Source organism: Burkholderia pseudomultivorans, from assembly GCF_001718415.1.
GTDB classification, from domain to species: Bacteria; Pseudomonadota; Gammaproteobacteria; order Burkholderiales; family Burkholderiaceae; genus Burkholderia; species Burkholderia pseudomultivorans_A.
In genome coordinates, this window is sequence record NZ_CP013377.1 from 2,425,705 (window position 1) to 2,442,487 (window position 16,783).

Below are 16,783 nucleotides of genomic sequence, written 5' to 3' on the forward strand. Positions count from 1 at the left end.
GCCAGACTCGGCGGGCCTTTTTGCGTGCGGCCGCGCCGGATCGGACGGCCCGACAATCTCCTGAGGAGGGGCGACGTGCAAGACTACTTCCCTTCCGGCCAACGAGTTCCGGACCGGCTGCAAGCGGCCCGCCTGATTCGCGAACGGCTGCGTTCGGACGGCGTGCTTCCGCAAGGCTACCTGCGCATCGAAATCGACCAGTCATGGCGGCGCAGCCTCGACCACGGCGTGCGCTGGGACGACGACGCGCGGCTGAACCTGCATGAATTCTGCAATCTCGACGAACTGCGCGACGCGAACCGCCTGCTGCTCGACGCGGCCGCGCCGGAGCTCGACTTCCTCGCCGAGCGCTGCGGACGCGACGGGATGATCCTGCTGGCCGATGCGCGCGCAACCATCCTGTCGGTCGAAGGCGACGCGAGCCACCTCGCCGCGATGGGCATCGGCGACATCCGCGCCGGCGCGAGCTGGTGCGAATCGCTGCGCGGCACCAACGCGCTCGGCACCGCGCTCGTCGAAGGCCGTCCGGTCGCGATCGACAGCGGCGAACATTTTCTCGGCCGGCTGAGCCGCTTCTCGTGCCGCTCGCAGCCGTTGCGCGACCCGCACGGCAACACGATCGGCGTGCTCGACCTGACGCGCGAAGGCGAACTGCCGCTCACGCTCGACGGGATGTCGATGCTGATGAGCGCGGCGGCCACCCATATCGAGACGCGGCTGTTCGACGCGTATTTCCCCGAGCATGTCGTGCTGCGCTTCCATCCGCGCCGCACCTATCTCGAATCGAGCTGGAGCGGCGTGCTCGCGGTCGCGGAAGACGGCCGCATCGTCGCGGCCAACGCGCACGCGTGCGAGCTGCTCGGCATCGCGCGCGACACGCTCGTCGGCCGCCGCTGCGAAAACGCGTCGCCCGCGCGCCTGCCGTCGTTCATCGCATTCGCCGAGCAAGGCGGCATGCTGCGCGTCGAAGGCGTCGACGCCGCGTTCCACTGCAAGGCGCTGCGCATGCCGCGCGCGTCGCGCGCGTCGCGCGTGCCGGCGCTGCGCGCGAGGACGCCGGCGCCGGCGGCCGACGCGCGCAGCGATGCGGGCGCGGCCGCGCTCGCCGCGCTGGCGGGCCGCCAGCCGCGCCTGCTGCGTGCGCTGACGATGGCGCGGCAGGGCCTCAACAACGGGCTGCCCGTGCTCGTGCAGGGCGAGACGGGCACCGGCAAGGAAGTCGTCGCGCGCGCACTGCACGATGCGAGCGTGCGCGCCGGCAAGCCGTTCGTCGCGGTAAACTGCGCGTCGATTCCCGAAGGGCTGATCGAGTCCGAGCTGTTCGGCTATCGCGACGGCGCCTTCACCGGCGCGCGCAAGGGCGGCATGACGGGCCGGCTGATGCAGGCGCACGGCGGCACGCTGTTTCTCGACGAGATCGGCGACATGCCGCTGCAACTGCAGGCGCGCCTGCTGCGCGTGCTGCAGGAGCGCAAGGTCGCGCCGCTCGGCGCGGGCGACGAGCAGGCCGTCGACATCGCGGTGATCTGCGCGACGCACCGCGACCTGCAGACGATGGTGCACGACAAGACCTTCCGCGAGGATCTCTACTACCGCGTGCACGGCGTGAACGTGTTGCTGCCCGCGCTGCGCGAACGCGACGACGTCGACCTGATCGTCGCCGCGCTGCTCGCGCGGCTCGGCGCGCCGCAGGTAAGCATCAGCGCCGAGCTCGCCGAGGTGTTCCGCCAGCATCGCTGGCCGGGCAACATCCGCCAGCTCGAAATGGTGCTGCGCACCGCGCTCGCCGTGCGCGCCGATCACGAGCACGAGCTCGGCCTCGATCATCTGTGCGACGGCTTCATCGACGGCGTGTGTCCGCCGCCGGACGGCTCGCCGGGGCTGATCCGCCGCCACGAGGACGAGCTGATCCGCGAATCGCTCGCGCGCCACGGCGGCAATGTCGCGGCTGCCGCGCAGACGCTCGGCATCAGCCGCGCGACGCTGTATCGCCGGCTCAAGCGACTGCAGCCATGATGCCGCGCGCGGCTTCGTCCGCCCTTCGCCCGCCGCGCCGATGCTGACGCTCCTGCTGCGTGTCGTGAAGACCGACGATCGCGCGCAGCTCGCGCGCGCGCTCGGCTGGCTGTACGGCTTCGTGCGGCCGCACCGGCTCGCGATCGCGGGCCTGCTCGCGCTGTCCGCATGCGCATCGCTGCTCGCGCTCGCGCAGCCGTGGCTCACGAAGGAGCTGATCGACCGCGGGCTGGTCGGCAAGGACTTGCGGATGCTGGTCGCGATCGCGTGCGTGATGGTGCTGGCCGGATTCGCCGGCACGCTGCTCGGCGGCATCAACCGCTACCTGCATACGCGGCTGTCGGGCCGCGTGCTGTTCTCGCTGCGCAGCGCCGTCTATGCGCACCTGCAGCGCCTGTCGCCGTCGTTCTTCGGGCAGCGCCGCCTCGGCGACCTGCTGTCGCGCCTCGACGGCGACGTCGCCGAGATCCAGCGTTTCGCGCTCGATGCGCTGTTCTCCGCGGTGTCGAACGTGATCGGCCTGGCCGGCACGCTCGTGCTGCTCGTCACGCTGTCGTGGCAGCTGTCGCTGCTCGCGCTGCTGCTGATCCCGTTCGAGATCCTGTGGCTGCGCACGATGCGCCGCAAGGTCGAGCGCGACGCGCGCGCGGTGCGCGAAGGCGCGGCCGACGTGTCGTCGTTCCTCGTCGAGACGCTGCCCGCGATGAAGTTCATCCAGGCCGCCGGGCGGCAGCGCGCGGAACAGGCACGGCTCGACGGGCTCGGCGAGCGCTACATGCAGCGGCTGCTGAAGCTGCAGGTGACCGAGTTCGTCACGCAGTCGGTGCCGGGCACGCTGACGTCGCTGTCGCGCGCGGGCGCGTTCATCGTCGGCGGCTACTGGGTGATCCGCGGCGACTGGCCGCTTGGCTCGCTGATCGCGTTCTCGAGCTATCTGGGGATGGCGATCGGCCCGGTGAAAAGCCTGCTCGGGCTGTACGTCGCGCTGCAGCGGATGACGGTCAGCCTCGGTCGCGTGATGGAACTGCAGCGCGCGCCGGTCGCCGTGCAGCCGCCGGCCGCGCCGCGCGAACTGCCCGCACGCGGCGACCTCGAATTCGCCGACGTCTGGTTCGCGCACGACCAGCGCGAACAGCCCGTGCTGCAAGGCGTCGATGCGCGCGTGCCGGCCGGCAGCAAGGTCGCGCTGTCGGGGCTGTCGGGCAGCGGCAAATCGACGCTGATCGACCTGCTGCAACGCTTCTACGATCCGCAGCGCGGCAGCGTGCGGATCGGCGGCGTCGATCTGCGCGACGTCGATCTCGACGCGTTGCGCCGCCATGTCGCGGTAGTCAGCCAGGACATCGTGCTGTTTCGCGGCAGCCTCGCCGACAATATCCGCTACGCGGCGCCGCTCGCATCGCGCGACGACGTCGCGCAGGCCGCGCGCGTCGCGCGACTCGACGAACTGGTCGCGACGCTGCCGGGCGGCCTCGACGGCGCGGTGGGCGAGCGCGGCCAGCAGTTGTCGGGCGGGCAGAAACAGCGCATCGCGATCGCGCGCGCGCTGCTGCAGGCGCCGTCGATCCTCGTGCTCGACGAGGCGACGTCGGCCGTCGACGAGGCGACCGAGCGGCAGGTCATCGCGCAGATCGACATGTTGTTCGGCGACCGCACGCGCATCCTGATCAGCCATCGCGCATCGACGCTTGCGGGCGTCGATCTCCATTTCGAGCTGCTGGACGGACGGCTCGCACGGCGCGCGCAGCGGGATCCCGCGCATGCATGACGACATCGACCATATCGACCATATCGACCGCGCGATTCGCGTCGGCGTCGTCGACAGCGGCTATCCGGCGTCGCTTGGCGCATGCGTGGTCGAGGCGCGACGCTTCGCGTTCGACGACGCGGGCACGCTGCAGGCGGGCGCCGTCGAAGCCGACCGGCTCGGCCACGGCAGCGCGGTGTGCACGACGATTGCGGCGGCCGCGCCCGACGCGCGCCTGCTCGTTGCGCAAGTCTTCGAAGCGCGCGGCGTGACGAGCGCCGCGCAGATCGCGCACGCGATCCGCTGGCTGCTGACGCGGCACGTGCACCTCATCAACCTGAGTCTCGGCGTGCGCGCCGACCGCGACACGCTGCGCGAGGCCTGCGCGCAAGCCGTTGCGCAGCGCGTCGCCGTGTTCGCGTCGAGCCCCGCGCAGGGGATGCCGGTATTTCCCGCCAGCTACCCCGGCGTCGTGCGCGTGACCGGCGACGCACGCTGCGCGCCCGGCCAATGGTCGTGGCTCGACAGTGCGCAGGCCGATTTCGGCGCGCGCGTGTCGAGCGGCGCATCGCACGCGCCGGCCGGCGCCAGCATCGCGTGCGCGGCGCTCAGCGGCCACGCGGCCGGCTGGCTGTCGCGGCATCGCGAGGCCGATACCGCCGCGCTGCTCGATCACCTGCGCGCGAACGCCGCCTACGTCGGCGTCGAGCGGCGCAGCTGCGCGTCATGAGCCGCGCGCCGATCGTCGTGCTCGGCGCGGGGCCGGCGGGCGCCGCCGCCGCGCTCGGCCTCGCCCGGCTCGGCTATCCGGTCAGGGTCGTCAGCGAATGGCGGCGTTTCGATGCGGTCGAAGGCGTGTCCGCGCGCGTGCTGCAAGGGCTGCGCCATGCCGGGCTCGCGCAGGCGGCCGACTGCGCGCTGCCGCCGTGCGCGCGCATCACGCGCTGGAACGGCGACACGCGCACGCTGAACCACGAACACCTGATCGAGCGCCGCCGCTTCGATGCGGCGCTGCGCCGCGATCTCGCCGAGGCGGGCGTCGCCGTCGTGGAAGCGACCGTCCGTGCGGTGCAGCCGGACGGCGACGGCCACGCGATCCGCATCGACACGCCGGGCGGCGCCGACACGCTGCGTGCGGCCTTCGTCGTCGAGGCGCGCGGCCGGCTCGCGCCGCTCGCGCGCGACGCCACGCGCGGGCCGCAGACGCTCAGCCTGCTGAGCGCATGGCAAGGCGCACCGGGCGACGCGGCGTCCGCCGTCGAGAGCCTGCCCGACGGCTGGGCGTGGATGGCGCGGCTGCCCGACGGGCGGTGCTACTGGCAGGTGACGCTCGATGTCGCCAGCACGACGCTGCCGCCGCGCGACGCGTTGCCCGCATGGTGCGCGGCGCGGCGCCACACGCCGCTCGCGCGCGATTTCTTCGGCGACTGCGCCGCCGCCGAGGCGCGCGTGTTTGCGCGCACCAGCAGCGCGACGCTCTGCGCCGACACGGGCGGAGCGAACTGGCTGCGCGTCGGCGACGCGGCGATGGCCGTCGATCCGCTGTCGGGCAACGGCATCTTCCAGTCGTTGTCGTCCGCGCTGCAGGCGCCGGCCGTGATCCACACGCTGCTTGCGCATCCCGATCGCGCCGCGCTGGCGCTGCGCTTTCACCAGCGCCGCATCGGCACGCTGTTCACGCGCTTCGCGCGCATCGGCCGCGACTTCCACGCACTCGAAACGCAGTGGCCCGACCGGCCGTTCTGGCACGCGCGCCGCAGCTGGCCCGACGACGTGCCGTCGCATCGCGCGCCCGACTTCGATGCGCTCGCGATCGAGCGCGCGCCCGTGATCGACGGCGACACGATCGCCGAGGCCGAGGTCGTGACGAGCCCCGACCAGCCGCTCGGCATCTGGCATCTGCAAGGGATTCCGCTCGCGCCGATCGTCGCAGCGCTGCGCGCACGGCCCGCGGCGCAGGTGCTGGCAACGCTCGCGCCGCCGCAGGCCGCGCTCGTGCGCCGGTGGCTCGAAACCCAGGGTTATCCGTTCGCGCGCGCGTGACGCGCGGCGTTCCGGCTCCCCTCTTCCCCGTTCTCCGTTCCGCTCGCACTGCCCGACGCGCAGGTCCCGCGCCTGTCGCGCGGGCGTTCGCGCGCGCTCCCGTCTCAACTTGAGACTTGCCATGCGACACGCAATGCGAATTGCTACGCCGCTTGCGCGGGATCAAGCATCGCCCGAGCGCGCTCGCCGAATGAAATGGAACGCCGACGGTGCATGCCGGTCTTGAAAGGGCGGATGGCATGCCATCTGCTTATCGAAGGTCACGGACCGCACATGCCGTGCGCCGGACCATCGACCGTTTCACTTGCGAGCCCGTACCCATATGAAGAAAACCTCCATCGTCCTGTCGGCAGGATTCCTGATCGGTTGCGCGAACGCGCATGCGCAAAGCTCGGTGCTGCTGTTCGGCGTCCTCGACGAAGGCATCAACTACACGAACAACGTCGGCGGCAAGTCGTCGTGGCAGATGGCGAGCGGCGATCTGTCGACGAGCCGCTGGGGCATCAAGGGCAACGAGGATCTCGGCGGCGGACTGCATGCGATCTTCGATCTCGAGAGCGGCTTCGCCATCGAAAGCGGCCAGCTCGGCTACGGCGGCCGCCTGTTCGGCTTCCAGTCCTACGTCGGCCTGCAGTCGGACCGTCTCGGCACGCTGACGCTCGGCCGCCAGTTCGACAGCGTCTCCGACACGATCGGGCCGCTGACCGCGAACGGCAGCTGGGCCGGCTTCCTGTTCTCGCATCCGCTCGACAACGACAACACCGACGCGTCGTTCCACTCGAACAACGCGGTGAAATACACGAGCCCGACGATCGCCGGCCTGTCCGGCACCGTGATGATCGGGCTCAGCAACGCCGCCGGCGGCTTCACGCAGAACCGCATGCTCGGCGTCGGCCTGAACTACACGTACCGGACGCTGTCGGTCGCCGCCGTCTACGAAAACCTGTCGAACCCCGGCACGACGACGGGCGGCGCGCTGACGCCCGACGACACCGGCTTCGTCGCCGGCAACCAGAAGATCTACGGGATCGGCATGAACTACGGGATCGGGCCCGCGACGCTCGGCGCGGTCTATTCGCACGTGAACGTCGGCCGGCCCGACGCGTCGCTGTACGCGGGCGACCTCGGCCTGGCGAACGCGCGGCTCACGTTCGACAACCTCGAGGTCAACGCGAAGTACAGCATCACGCCGGTGCTGATGGTCGGCGGAATGTACACGTACACGCGCGGCGGGCTCGACCGGGCCGGCGCGAAGTCGTCGCTGCACTGGAACCAGTTCGGCGCGATCGCGCAGTACTCGCTGTCGAAGCGCACGTCGGTCTATACGCAGGTCGCGTATCAGCAGGTGGGCGGCAGCGCGACCGGCACGCCGCTCGACGGCGCACTCGTGCCCGGGTCGCCCGGCGCGTCGTCGAACGGGCACCAGATCGTCGGACGCGTCGCGCTGAATCACGCGTTCTGACGAACGGCGGCGCGACGCGCGACGATCAGAACCCCTGCATCGTCACCGTCGGATCGACGACCAGATGCACGACGCCGTAGATCGCCGCGCCGACGACCAGCGCCAGGATGATCGCGACGAACGGCAGCAGCGTGAAGTTGACGTTCGCGAGATCGGCTGCGTGCGCCTTGCTGTTGCGCACCCCGAAGAAACTCCACAGAACCAGGCGGATCATGCCGAGCAGCTTCATGGTTGTGCTCCTTTCATCTATCGGTTGACGCTATCGTCGTTCCGAGCGGCATCCGAAAAAAGAAGCAGTTGCGCGCGATTTTCGCGCAGCACGCGGACTGCGGCAGCATGTCGCAGCCCGCAGTGAAGTCAGGCGAATTGCGGCGCCCGCTCGACCGCCGACCAGCGAAACGGCAGCACGGCCGGGCTGCGCCGCACTTCCTGCAGGTGAAAACGCACGACGCGCTGCGCGCCGGCGAACGATTCGACCAGCGGCCCGTCCCAGACGATCTCCGCGCGCGCGGCGACATGCAGCAGGTCGCCGCGCTCGAAATCGACGAACAGCAGCCCCGCGCGCGGATCGAGCTGCAGATTGCCGAGCGTGTTGAACAGCCGGTTGCCGCTGAAATCCGGCGTCGTCAGCGTGCGCGCATCGTCGACCCGCACGAAGCCGGGCATCCCGCCGCGATGCGACACGTCCGCGCCGCGCGCGACGCCGGCGTCCGCCGATCCGTTGGCGCTGGCGACGAAGAACGTGTCGGCTCCGGCAAGCAGCGCGACATCGGCGTCGCCCAGCCGGTCCGATCGCTGCGGCGCCGACTGCGCGGCGGCGTCGCGCGGCGCGAAGGTCGGCGTGCGCGCCTGGATGTATTTCGCGCAATTGCCGAAGCTTTGCTCGACGACGACCGTCAGCGCGTCGCCGTCGACCGCCTGCACGACGCCATTGACGCGATTGCGCCGGCGCGTGCCGAACTCGATGCCGAGCCCGCCGAGCAGCGCGCCCGGCCGCCACGCACCGGCCAGCGGATCGCCCGGCAGCGCATGTCCGGCGATCCGCAGCGTGCGCGCATCGGGCGACGACACGAATCCCGGCTCGCCGACGCGCAGCGTCGCCCACGGCTGGCCATCGTCGTCGACGCCGCCGAGCACGAAGAACGGCAGTTGCGCATGGAACGCGCGGTGCTGGTCCGGCATGAAGCGCCGAATGCCGCGCAGGCCGACCGCGCTCGCGGCGTCGATCACGCCCGCGCGCTGCTGCACGGCGAGTTCGCCCGCATGGAACGGCGAGCTGGCAAGCTCCCAGCCCGGTATCGCGGCGCTCGGCGGTCTCATTTCGTTCTCCCGAAACGAAGGGTCATCACGCGGCCAGCAGCCCCGCGCGCGTCGGCTGCATGCCGACGAAGCCCGGCAGCGCCTCGATGCGTGCGAGCCACGCGCGCAGGTGCGGATACGCATCAAGCGACACGCCGCCTTCCGGCGCATGCGCGATGTACGTGTAGGCGGCGATATCGGCGATCGTCGGCCGCGCGCCGGCGGCGAACGGCTTGCCGGCCAGTTCGCGGTCGATCACGTCGAGCAGCTTCGCGGCCGTGCGCTTGGCCGCGTCGTGGTCGAGCGCCGCGCCGAACACCGTCACGAGCCGCGCCGCCGCGGGCCCCGACGCGATCGGCCCGGCCGCGAACGACAGCCAGCGCTGCACCGCAGCCGCGCCCGCTGCATCGTCGGGCAGCCAGTGCGCGTCGCCGTAGCGCTTCGCGAGATAGACGAGGATCGCGTTCGAGTCGGCGAGCACGATACCGCCGTCGTCGATCACCGGCACCTGCCCGAGCGGATTGAGCGCGAGAAAGGCCGGTTCGCGCTGCGCGCCGGCCGCGAGATCGACGTCGATCGTCTCGAACGGCAGGCCGAGCAAGGACAGGAACAGGCGGACCCGATGCGCATGCCCCGACAACGGGAACGAATAGACGCGAATCGGGGCGACGGGCATACCGGCGACGGGCCTACCGGCGACGGGCATACCGGCGACGGGCATACCGGCTTCGGGCTTGCTGGCGGCGGACATGAACACACTCCACTATCACGCGCCGCCGGAAATCGGCGACGAACGGCATCAGCGTAGCGCGCGCCGTTCGCACGCAGAAGAGCGATAATCGCGGAAACATTATCCTTTCCGACAGGACAATCGACGATGGCCGATCTGCGCAACGTGAACCTGAACCGGCTGGCGATCTTCGTCGCGGTGGTCGACGCCGGTTCGCTGACCGCCGCGGCCGAGCGGCTCGGCCTCGCGAAGACGGTCGTCAGCACGCACATGCAGCGCCTCGAATCGGAGGTCGGCGCGAACCTGCTGGTGCGCACGACGCGCCGGCTGAGCGTGACCGATGCGGGGCGCGCGTTCTACGACGCGTGCCGCGACATCGTGCGGGCGACCGAACACGCGCTCGACGCGGTGTCGTCCGGCACGGGCGTGCTGCGCGGCACCTTGCGCGTCAGCGTGCCGATCGACTATGGCGCGCAGGTCGTCGCGGCCGCAATCGTCGCGCTGCGCGACGCGCATCCGGCGCTCGACGTCGAACTGGTCGCGAACGATCGCGTCGTCGATCTGGTCGCGGAGAATCTCGACGTCGCGATCCGCATCGGCCGCCTCGCGGATTCGAACTACCGCGCAGTGCAGCTCGGCACCTACGAGAAATGGCTGGTCGCGAGCCCGGCGTTCGTCGCGCGCCACGGGCTGCCGAAAGACCCGTCGGCGCTGGCGGCACTGCCGTTCGTGATGTTGTCGTCGCTGCCGCGCCCGCATACGCTCGAACTCGAGCACACGCGCGGCGGCAGCGCGTCCGTGCGCTGCGTCGCGCCGGTCGTGTCGAATACCGCGACCGCGTGCCGCGCGATCGTGCTCGCGGGCGGAGGCTTCGGGCTGCTGACGGATTTCTCGATCGCGGACGACGTCGCGGCCGGCCGGCTCGTGCGGCTGCTGCCCGCATGGCGCTCGGCGCCCGCCGGCATCCACGCGGTGTTTCCGTCGACGCGGCTGCCGTCGCCGAAGGTGCGCGCGTTCGTCGACGCGATGAAGGCGCGGATCGGCGAGATGCCGGTGCGCGCCGGCCGGCCAGCGCGCAAGACCTCCCGCAGCGCTTGAGCCCGCGCGCCGGCCGCGCGTCGCAGCGGCCCTACGCGAGCCCGTTGCTGACCGCGTAATGAAACAGCTCGGCATCGCTGTTGATGCCGAGCTTGTCCATCGCATTGTGCTTGTGGGTGCTGATCGTCTTGATGCTGCGATCGAAGTGCAGCGCGATGTCCGTCATCGTCATGCCGTTCGCGCACAGGCGCACGATCTCGATTTCGCGCGGACTGAGCGGACGCGCGCCGTCCGCATCGACTGCCGCCGAGTAAGTCGCGTGCACCGACGCAGTCGAATAGCTGCGCCCGCGATACGCGGCCATGATCGCGCGCGGCAGCTCGCCCAGGTCGCTGCGCTTGCCGACCACGGCCAGCGCGCCGGCATCGCGGATATGCTGCAGCAGCGCGGGATTGTCGAGCATCGTCAGCACGACGAGCCGCACCTGCGGAAACGCCGCGCGAATCGCCTCGAGCATCAGCAGGCCGTCCGCATGCCGATGTCCCGGCATCGCGAAATCGGTCACCACCACGTCGCAGCACGTGCGCGCCAGACAGTCGAGCAGCGCGCCCGGCTCGCCCGCCTCGTCGACCACGATCAGATCCGGCGCCCCGGAAAGCACCTGACGAATCCCCAGCACCGTCAACGGATGATCATCCGCTATCACAACCCGCACGCTCACGCCTCGCCCCCTTTGCGTTGCTCCTGTCCCACGCCGCCGGTGCGCTCGACGCTCGCCGCCAGACGTTCCACATGCGCGATCAGATAGTCCATCGCGCTCATCATCTCGGCGCCTGCCGCGCGAATCGCGCACGCATCGCCGAACGCTGCACTGGCGCGCAAGCTGTCGACCAGCGCGTCGACGTGCGGCTGCCGGAACAGGCTGAAGGTCCCGCTCGCCGTATGGCACCACTTGCGCAGCGCAATCCGTTCGTCGTCGCGCAGCGCGTTCGCCAGCGCAGCGCGATCGTCCGACAACGACCGGCGGCACAGCGCGAGTATATCGAGCACGCTCGCATCGGGTTGTGACGAAACCCCGAATGCAAGCAGCAGCACGTCGCCGTCGAGCGCCGCGGCGTCAAAGTGTCGCACTGTCGCGGCGCTCTCGCGTGCGCCCGCGGCAACGCCGTCGCGTCGGGACGGCGCGCGCACCGCCGTTTCGAGCGTCGCGCGCAACAGCTCCGTGTCGACCGGCTTGCGCAGGCACGCCGCCATGCCCGCGGGCAGGCCGCGCCGGTCGTCGGCCAGCGCGGTCAGACCCACGACCGGCAGCGATCGCAGATGCGGTGTTGCATGCTCGCGCAACGCGCGTGTCAATGCTGCACCGTCCATCTCCGGCATCAGGCAGTCGGTGATCACGGCGTCGACGTCGACCGCGCCGGATTCGAGCGCATCGAGCGCGGCGCGGCCGCTGCCGCATGCCGTGACGCGATACCCGATCCGTTCGAGCCGACGCTGCAACGCTTCGCGATGCAGCGCGTGGTCGTCGACGATCAGCACGCGATAGCCGTCGCCCGGCGCGCACCGCGCGGCTGCGTCCGGCTCGACGTGCGCCGCCTGCGTTTCGCACGCGCGCTTGCACGCCTCGACGAACTCGCCCCACGCGAGCGGATTGCAGCCGAGCCGCACCGATGCCCGTACGCGACCCGGCTCGCGTAGTTCGACCCGCAGCGCCGCCGCGCCGGGCATCGCGCCGACCCATATTGCGTCCGACGCCGCAGCGCGCGCGACGATGCGCATGCCGGCCGCCGCCGCATACGCGCGCAGCGCATCCGCAAGCCACGCATCGTCATGCTCGACGACCATCGCGCGGCCGGCGAGCGACGCGACCGTGCGGTGCGCGACGACGACCGGGCAGCGCAGCCGCAGCGTGGCGGTCGTGCCGGCGCCCGGCTCGTTCGCCAGGCTCAGCTCGCCGTCGAGCAGCGCCGCGAGCCGCCGCGAAATCGCGAGGCCGAGCCCCGCGCCGGCGCCGTCGCGCCGCACGCCGTGCAGGCCCTGCGCGTCGGGATCGACGAGATGCGGCCAGACGTGCTCGGCGATGCCGCCGCCCGTGTCCGCGACCGTGACGGTCCACGTCACCTCGCCGTCCTCGCGCGCGGTGGCATCGGCATCGAGCGTGATCGTGCCGGCGGCGGTGAACTTGATCGCGTTGCCGAGCAGATTGACGAGAACCTGCCGCACGCGATCGCCGTCGGTCCGCAGCAGCGCCGGCACGGCCGCGCTCACGCGCTGGCGCAACTGCAGGCCTTTCGCGCGGGCCTGCGGCGCGAGCAGCGCGAGCACGTCGTCGAGCAACACGCGCGGCTCGACCGCGCCGCGGCCGACGGCCACGCGGCCCGCCTCGACCTGTGCCGGATCGGCGATGTCGTCGAGCAGGCGCGACAACGACTCGCCCGCCTCGTGCACGAGCGTCAGCAGACGCCGCTGCTCGGTCGTCACGCCACCGTCCCGAACGAGATCGGCGAGCGCGACCATCGCATGCAGCGGCGTGCGCAATTCATGACCGGTCACCGCGAGCGCGGCACGCATCGCGTGCAACGCGGCCCGCGTGCGCGTCAGCTCGCGTCGCACGCGCAGGCATGCGAAACCGGCTGCGAGCAGGCCGGCCGTCAGCGTCGCATACGCGACGCGCCCGACCGACACATTCGCGACCGACTGCGGACGTTGCGCGCCGTTCGCGGCGCCCGGCGGCATGGCGCATGCCACGCGGCACAGCATCGCGATGCAGGCCGCCGCGCACAGGCCATGCACGATCCGGTATCGCTTGTTCGCTACCCCATTCGACGCCTCGTCCGTCTCCTCGCATCGACTGCGCACGGCGTGGCCGCTCGTCCAACGGAGATTGGCCGCATCTCCGCGCAGTCGGCGTCGACGATGCGCCGTCGCGACAGGCTCGCGAGCCGTCCGACGGACCATCGCACTTCGCTCGGCCGGACGCATCGCGTCAGCCGTCGCGGCGTCCGTTTTTTCATTCTGCCCGCCTGCCTGCGCCGTGTCAGTACCGCACGTCGACGACCACGCTGTCGGTATACGTGCCGATCGGCGGCGTAGCCTGGTCCGGATAGATTCGCGCCGTGTACGGGAACTGCTGGCTCGACTGGCCGTCGGCCGCGCCGGCACTGTTCACGCGACGGGTCGCCTGCCCCCATACGGTGCTGCCGCCCGCGCCGTACAGGTCGTATTGCAGCCGGTTCGCGCCGCTCGCCATCTGGCGCCGCCCGCTGGCCGCCGCGTTGTTGCCCGCGCTCAGGCCGACCGTATAGACCATGCCCTTCGTGCAGACCAGCGACAGGCTGCCGTTCACCGGCGCGAAGCTCGATACGGTGGGCGCGGCGCCGAAACTGACGTCGGGCGCATTGATCATGCAGTCGTTCGTCACGGTCAGCGTCACCGGCACGGTCACGGTCGTCGCACCGTCGTTCCAGCCGATGCAGAAGATGATGCCGATCCCGCCGCAGACATGCCAGTTCCAGTTGATCGTCAGCATGTCGGTATAGGTGCCGGCCGCGACATTGCTGCCGATCGACGTGCGCAGGTAGAGCGGCAGCGGCACCGACGAGCCGCCACCGAGGCCAAGGAAGCTCAGGAACTGCGTGCTCGCCCAGTTGTACGTCTGGCCGGGATTGAGTTGCGTCGAGTAGTCCTTGTCCGCGTACAGCGTGTACGGAATCGCGTCGCCCGTCGGGCCGGTCAGCTTGCCGCCGTTCGCCGACGCGATCGTCCCGTTGATGTAGTTGCCGATCACGAGGAACGCCGCCAGCGCGCCGCCGCATGACACGCCGCTGTTGACGGACGAGGTCGTCTGCGCCTGGTTCCTGACGGCGAACGACGTGACCGTGCCGAACGCGGCCGGCATCGGCGACGAGGTCGTGCAGTCGGCGTGCGCATGCAGCGGCGCGAGCAGCCCGAGCGCCGCGGTCAGCACGATGCGGCGCATCAATTGGCCAATGATTTCCATTCTGTCGATCCTGTTGTCATTCGCCGCAGACGAGCGGCCCGACCCGGCTCGTCGCGTTCGCGTTCATGTCGGCGTCGAAGCGCGCGTCGCAATGGCTGCCGTCCGGCTTCGTCACGCTCAGGTGATTGACGGTGGACAGGCCTTCGAAATAGGTCTCGCCGTTCCAGCCGACCAGCGCGGTCTGTCCGCTCTCGCGATGCACGACGCGCGATCCGACCTTGAGCGGCTTGCCCGCGCCGTCGACGAGCCGGATGCTCGCCGCCACGATCCGCTCGATCGGGAACGAGACCAGCGCGCCCGCGCGCTGCCGCACCGCGACGCGGCGCTCGACCGTCGGCACGCGCAGGTTGGCCGGCAGGCCGAGCGGATCGATCTCGTACTTGGCCGCATAGAACGACGGCGACCACGGCACCAGCAGATGGCCGCCCGCATCGGTCGTGCCGACCAGCTGGTTCTCGTAGCGCACCGGCACGCCCTTCTGGCCTTGCGTGTCGATCAGCACGAATGCATCGTCGACGCGATTGGCGGGCAGTACCGCGCCGTCCATCACGACCACCGAGCCCTGCATCTCGCCCCAGCGCGTATAGCCGCCCTGGCGCGAACCGTAGCCGTACACGCCGCCCTGCACCTGGAAGTAGCGGTTGCGCCACGTCATGTCGGCCTGCTGGTAGTGCGACGCGCCGCCTGCGTATGCGAGGTTCCAGCCGAGGCCGCCGTCGCTCGGCACGCTGCGGCTGTACTGCGCGCGCTCGGTCCAGTTGCCGTCGCCGTCGCGCGTCGCGCCGGTCGTCACCACGCCGCGGCCGCCGATCGGCACGATCAGCTGCATCTGCGCGGCGACGCCGCGATCGCCGATCGTCTTGTTGAGCGACGCATAGAGCGTCGCGCGCCCGAACAGCGGCCGCGTGTACGACAGGTTCGCGATCCGCGTGCGCGAACCGTCGCCGCCGCGCACGTCGAAGTAGCCGCCGCCGAGCGTGCCGCCGAGGGCGCCGAGATTCAGCGCGCCGGTCGCCTGCGTGCTGCTGCGGACCAGCCGATAGCCGATGTTCGACGGCAGGTCGTAGACCGACAGGTCGCGGAACCCGCCGGTGCGCTGGATGCGTTGCAGCGCGACGCTGAAGCGCTGCGACGTGTAGCTGTAGCCGAACGCGTACTGCTGCCCCGACGAACCGGCGAGGCTGCTCTGCGTTGCGGCCGCGTTGAGCACGCCGAACCTGCCGACGCCGAGATCGAAGCCGAGCCCGCCGAGCGCGAGCCGCTCGCCGCCTTCCGCATGCCCTTCGACGGTCAGGTAGTCGGTCAGGCCGTAGCGCGCGGTGCCCGACGCCGCGAACTTGCCGTACGAGAACGAGCTGATCCCGTAGTTGCGGCGCATCGCGCCCATCGATAGCGCGTAGTCGACCAGCCCCTTCTGCAGCAGCGTGTTGGCAACGTAGAACGGGATCGTGGTCGCGACCTGACGGCCGAGCGCGTCGGTCGTCACGACCGTCGCCTCGCCGGCGCCGTTGATGAACGGCACGTTGTCGAGCGCGAACGGCCCCGGGTTCACCTGCCCGCTCGCCGTCTTGCTGCCGTTGACGAACAGGTCGACCGCGGTCGGCACCGCCGCCTGTCCGGCGAACTGCGGCAGCGGATAGGTGACGATGTCCGGCCGCACCGCGAAGTCGCGCGCGACCGACACGCCGCCGAGCCGCACGGCGCTGGTCCACGACAGCGCGCCCGTGATCACGTCGCCCGCCGAATAGGTGATCATCCGGTCCTGGTCGGAGTAGCGCCAGGTCGTGTCGTAGCGCAGATAGCGGTTGTCGCCGGGCGCGCCCGCGCCGCTGCCGTACGACTTGCGGTAGACGCCGGTGTTGGCCAGCGTGCCCCATCGGTCGAACAGCCGCTGCTCGGTCCACGTCGACGTATAGCCCGGCCCGCGCGTCGGCGAGCTGGTGTAGACGTCGTAGTTGAACAGCATCCCGAAGCTGACCGCGGCCGGCGTGCGATCGTACAGCCGTGCGGACCCGACCGTCTGATGCGGCAGCCAGTCCGGCGGCACGGTGAGCGCGAGCCGCTGACCGGTGCTGTCGTACTCGACCTCGACGCCGTCCAGCTTCGCGAGATCGATCATCCGGTCCGGCTCCGCGCCGGTGCGCACCGACACCTTCGCGAGATCGCCGGCGCGCACGTAGTACGCGCCGTCCTGGTAGCGCACCGGCACGATATGCCCGGTCGGCAGCGCATTGACCACCAGCTCCAGGTACAGCGTGGCGCTGCGCATCGACTGGCTCGGCAGCGGCAGCGCGCGGCCGAAATTGTCGGCGAGCTGCAGCGTATCGTGCGCGTGCGCCGGTCCCGCCGCCGCGAACGCGAGCCCGACCGCCCATGCGACGCCGCGCAGGCGCGGCAATCGCTCGCCTTTCATTCGAATTCCCCGCTTCAAGGCCGTCCCCGTATCGT

Annotated in this window: 12 protein-coding genes and 1 pseudogene; 6 read left to right on the forward strand and 7 right to left on the reverse strand. The window is 70.8% G+C overall.

The genetic code is table 11. The features are described 5' to 3' along the window. The first annotated feature begins 75 nt into the window (after positions 1 to 75). From WS57_RS10440 to WS57_RS10460, 5 genes are all read left to right on the forward strand, one after another. Positions 76 to 2,016, forward strand: a complete 1,941-nt coding sequence (locus WS57_RS10440) for a sigma-54-dependent Fis family transcriptional regulator (RefSeq protein WP_059518891.1) — start codon at positions 76 to 78, stop codon at positions 2,014 to 2,016. Positions 2,017 to 2,056: 40 nt separating this feature from the next. Further along, positions 2,057 to 3,784 carry an ABC transporter ATP-binding protein gene (locus tag WS57_RS10445; protein WP_069244157.1) on the forward strand — a complete coding sequence of 576 codons (1,728 nt, stop codon included), beginning with the start codon at positions 2,057 to 2,059 and terminating at the stop codon, positions 3,782 to 3,784. Beyond that, the gene (locus tag WS57_RS10450) at positions 3,777 to 4,493 is read left to right on the forward strand and encodes a S8 family serine peptidase (protein ID WP_059518938.1); all 717 of its coding nucleotides are present in this window, start codon (positions 3,777 to 3,779) and stop codon (positions 4,491 to 4,493) included. The genes WS57_RS10445 and WS57_RS10450 overlap by 8 nt, the downstream gene beginning before the upstream one ends. Then, complete coding sequence (locus WS57_RS10455; protein WP_059518888.1) at positions 4,490 to 5,806, forward strand: NAD(P)/FAD-dependent oxidoreductase; 1,317 nt, start codon at positions 4,490 to 4,492, stop codon at positions 5,804 to 5,806. Before WS57_RS10450 ends, WS57_RS10455 begins: the two co-directional genes overlap by 4 nt. Positions 5,807 to 6,128: 322 nt before the next feature. Beyond that, positions 6,129 to 7,268 (forward strand): porin, encoded by a 1,140-nt coding sequence (locus WS57_RS10460; RefSeq protein ID WP_059518886.1) that lies wholly within the window; start codon positions 6,129 to 6,131, stop codon positions 7,266 to 7,268. Between the two features lie 25 nt (positions 7,269 to 7,293). Here WS57_RS10460 and WS57_RS10465 read toward each other — a convergent pair whose 3' ends face one another. The 3 genes and pseudogenes from WS57_RS10465 to WS57_RS10475 form a co-directional block, all read right to left on the reverse strand. Continuing rightward, the gene (locus WS57_RS10465; protein ID WP_059480822.1) at positions 7,294 to 7,497 is read right to left on the reverse strand and encodes a DUF2970 domain-containing protein; all 204 of its coding nucleotides are present in this window, start codon (positions 7,495 to 7,497) and stop codon (positions 7,294 to 7,296) included. A 131-nt stretch (positions 7,498 to 7,628) separates the two neighbouring features. Then, positions 7,629 to 8,588: pseudogene (locus WS57_RS10470) on the reverse strand (pyridoxamine 5'-phosphate oxidase family protein); the annotation flags it as partial. A 25-nt stretch (positions 8,589 to 8,613) separates the two neighbouring features. Continuing rightward, the gene (locus WS57_RS10475; protein WP_059518882.1) at positions 8,614 to 9,273 is read right to left on the reverse strand and encodes a glutathione S-transferase family protein; all 660 of its coding nucleotides are present in this window, start codon (positions 9,271 to 9,273) and stop codon (positions 8,614 to 8,616) included. A gap of 171 nt (positions 9,274 to 9,444) precedes the next feature. Between WS57_RS10475 and WS57_RS10480 the strand changes: the two genes are divergently transcribed. Further along, entirely contained in the window at positions 9,445 to 10,395 is a 951-nt protein-coding gene (locus WS57_RS10480; RefSeq protein WP_059518879.1) for a LysR family transcriptional regulator, read from the forward strand. Between the two features lie 31 nt (positions 10,396 to 10,426). Here WS57_RS10480 and WS57_RS10485 read toward each other — a convergent pair whose 3' ends face one another. The 4 genes from WS57_RS10485 to WS57_RS10500 all read right to left on the reverse strand — a co-directional run bounded on the left by WS57_RS10485 (position 10,427) and on the right by WS57_RS10500 (position 16,748). Then, entirely contained in the window at positions 10,427 to 11,056 is a 630-nt protein-coding gene (locus WS57_RS10485; protein ID WP_040130365.1) for a response regulator transcription factor, read from the reverse strand. Further along, positions 11,053 to 13,194, reverse strand: coding sequence for an ATP-binding protein (locus tag WS57_RS10490; RefSeq protein ID WP_167361721.1), 2,142 nt, complete (start codon positions 13,192 to 13,194; stop codon positions 11,053 to 11,055). Before WS57_RS10490 ends, WS57_RS10485 begins: the two co-directional genes overlap by 4 nt. A gap of 178 nt (positions 13,195 to 13,372) precedes the next feature. Then, the gene (locus tag WS57_RS10495; protein ID WP_059518875.1) at positions 13,373 to 14,335 is read right to left on the reverse strand and encodes a spore coat U domain-containing protein; all 963 of its coding nucleotides are present in this window, start codon (positions 14,333 to 14,335) and stop codon (positions 13,373 to 13,375) included. A 16-nt stretch (positions 14,336 to 14,351) separates the two neighbouring features. Further along, the gene (locus WS57_RS10500) at positions 14,352 to 16,748 is read right to left on the reverse strand and encodes a fimbria/pilus outer membrane usher protein (protein WP_069244158.1); all 2,397 of its coding nucleotides are present in this window, start codon (positions 16,746 to 16,748) and stop codon (positions 14,352 to 14,354) included. Positions 16,749 to 16,783: the final 35 nt, after the last annotated feature.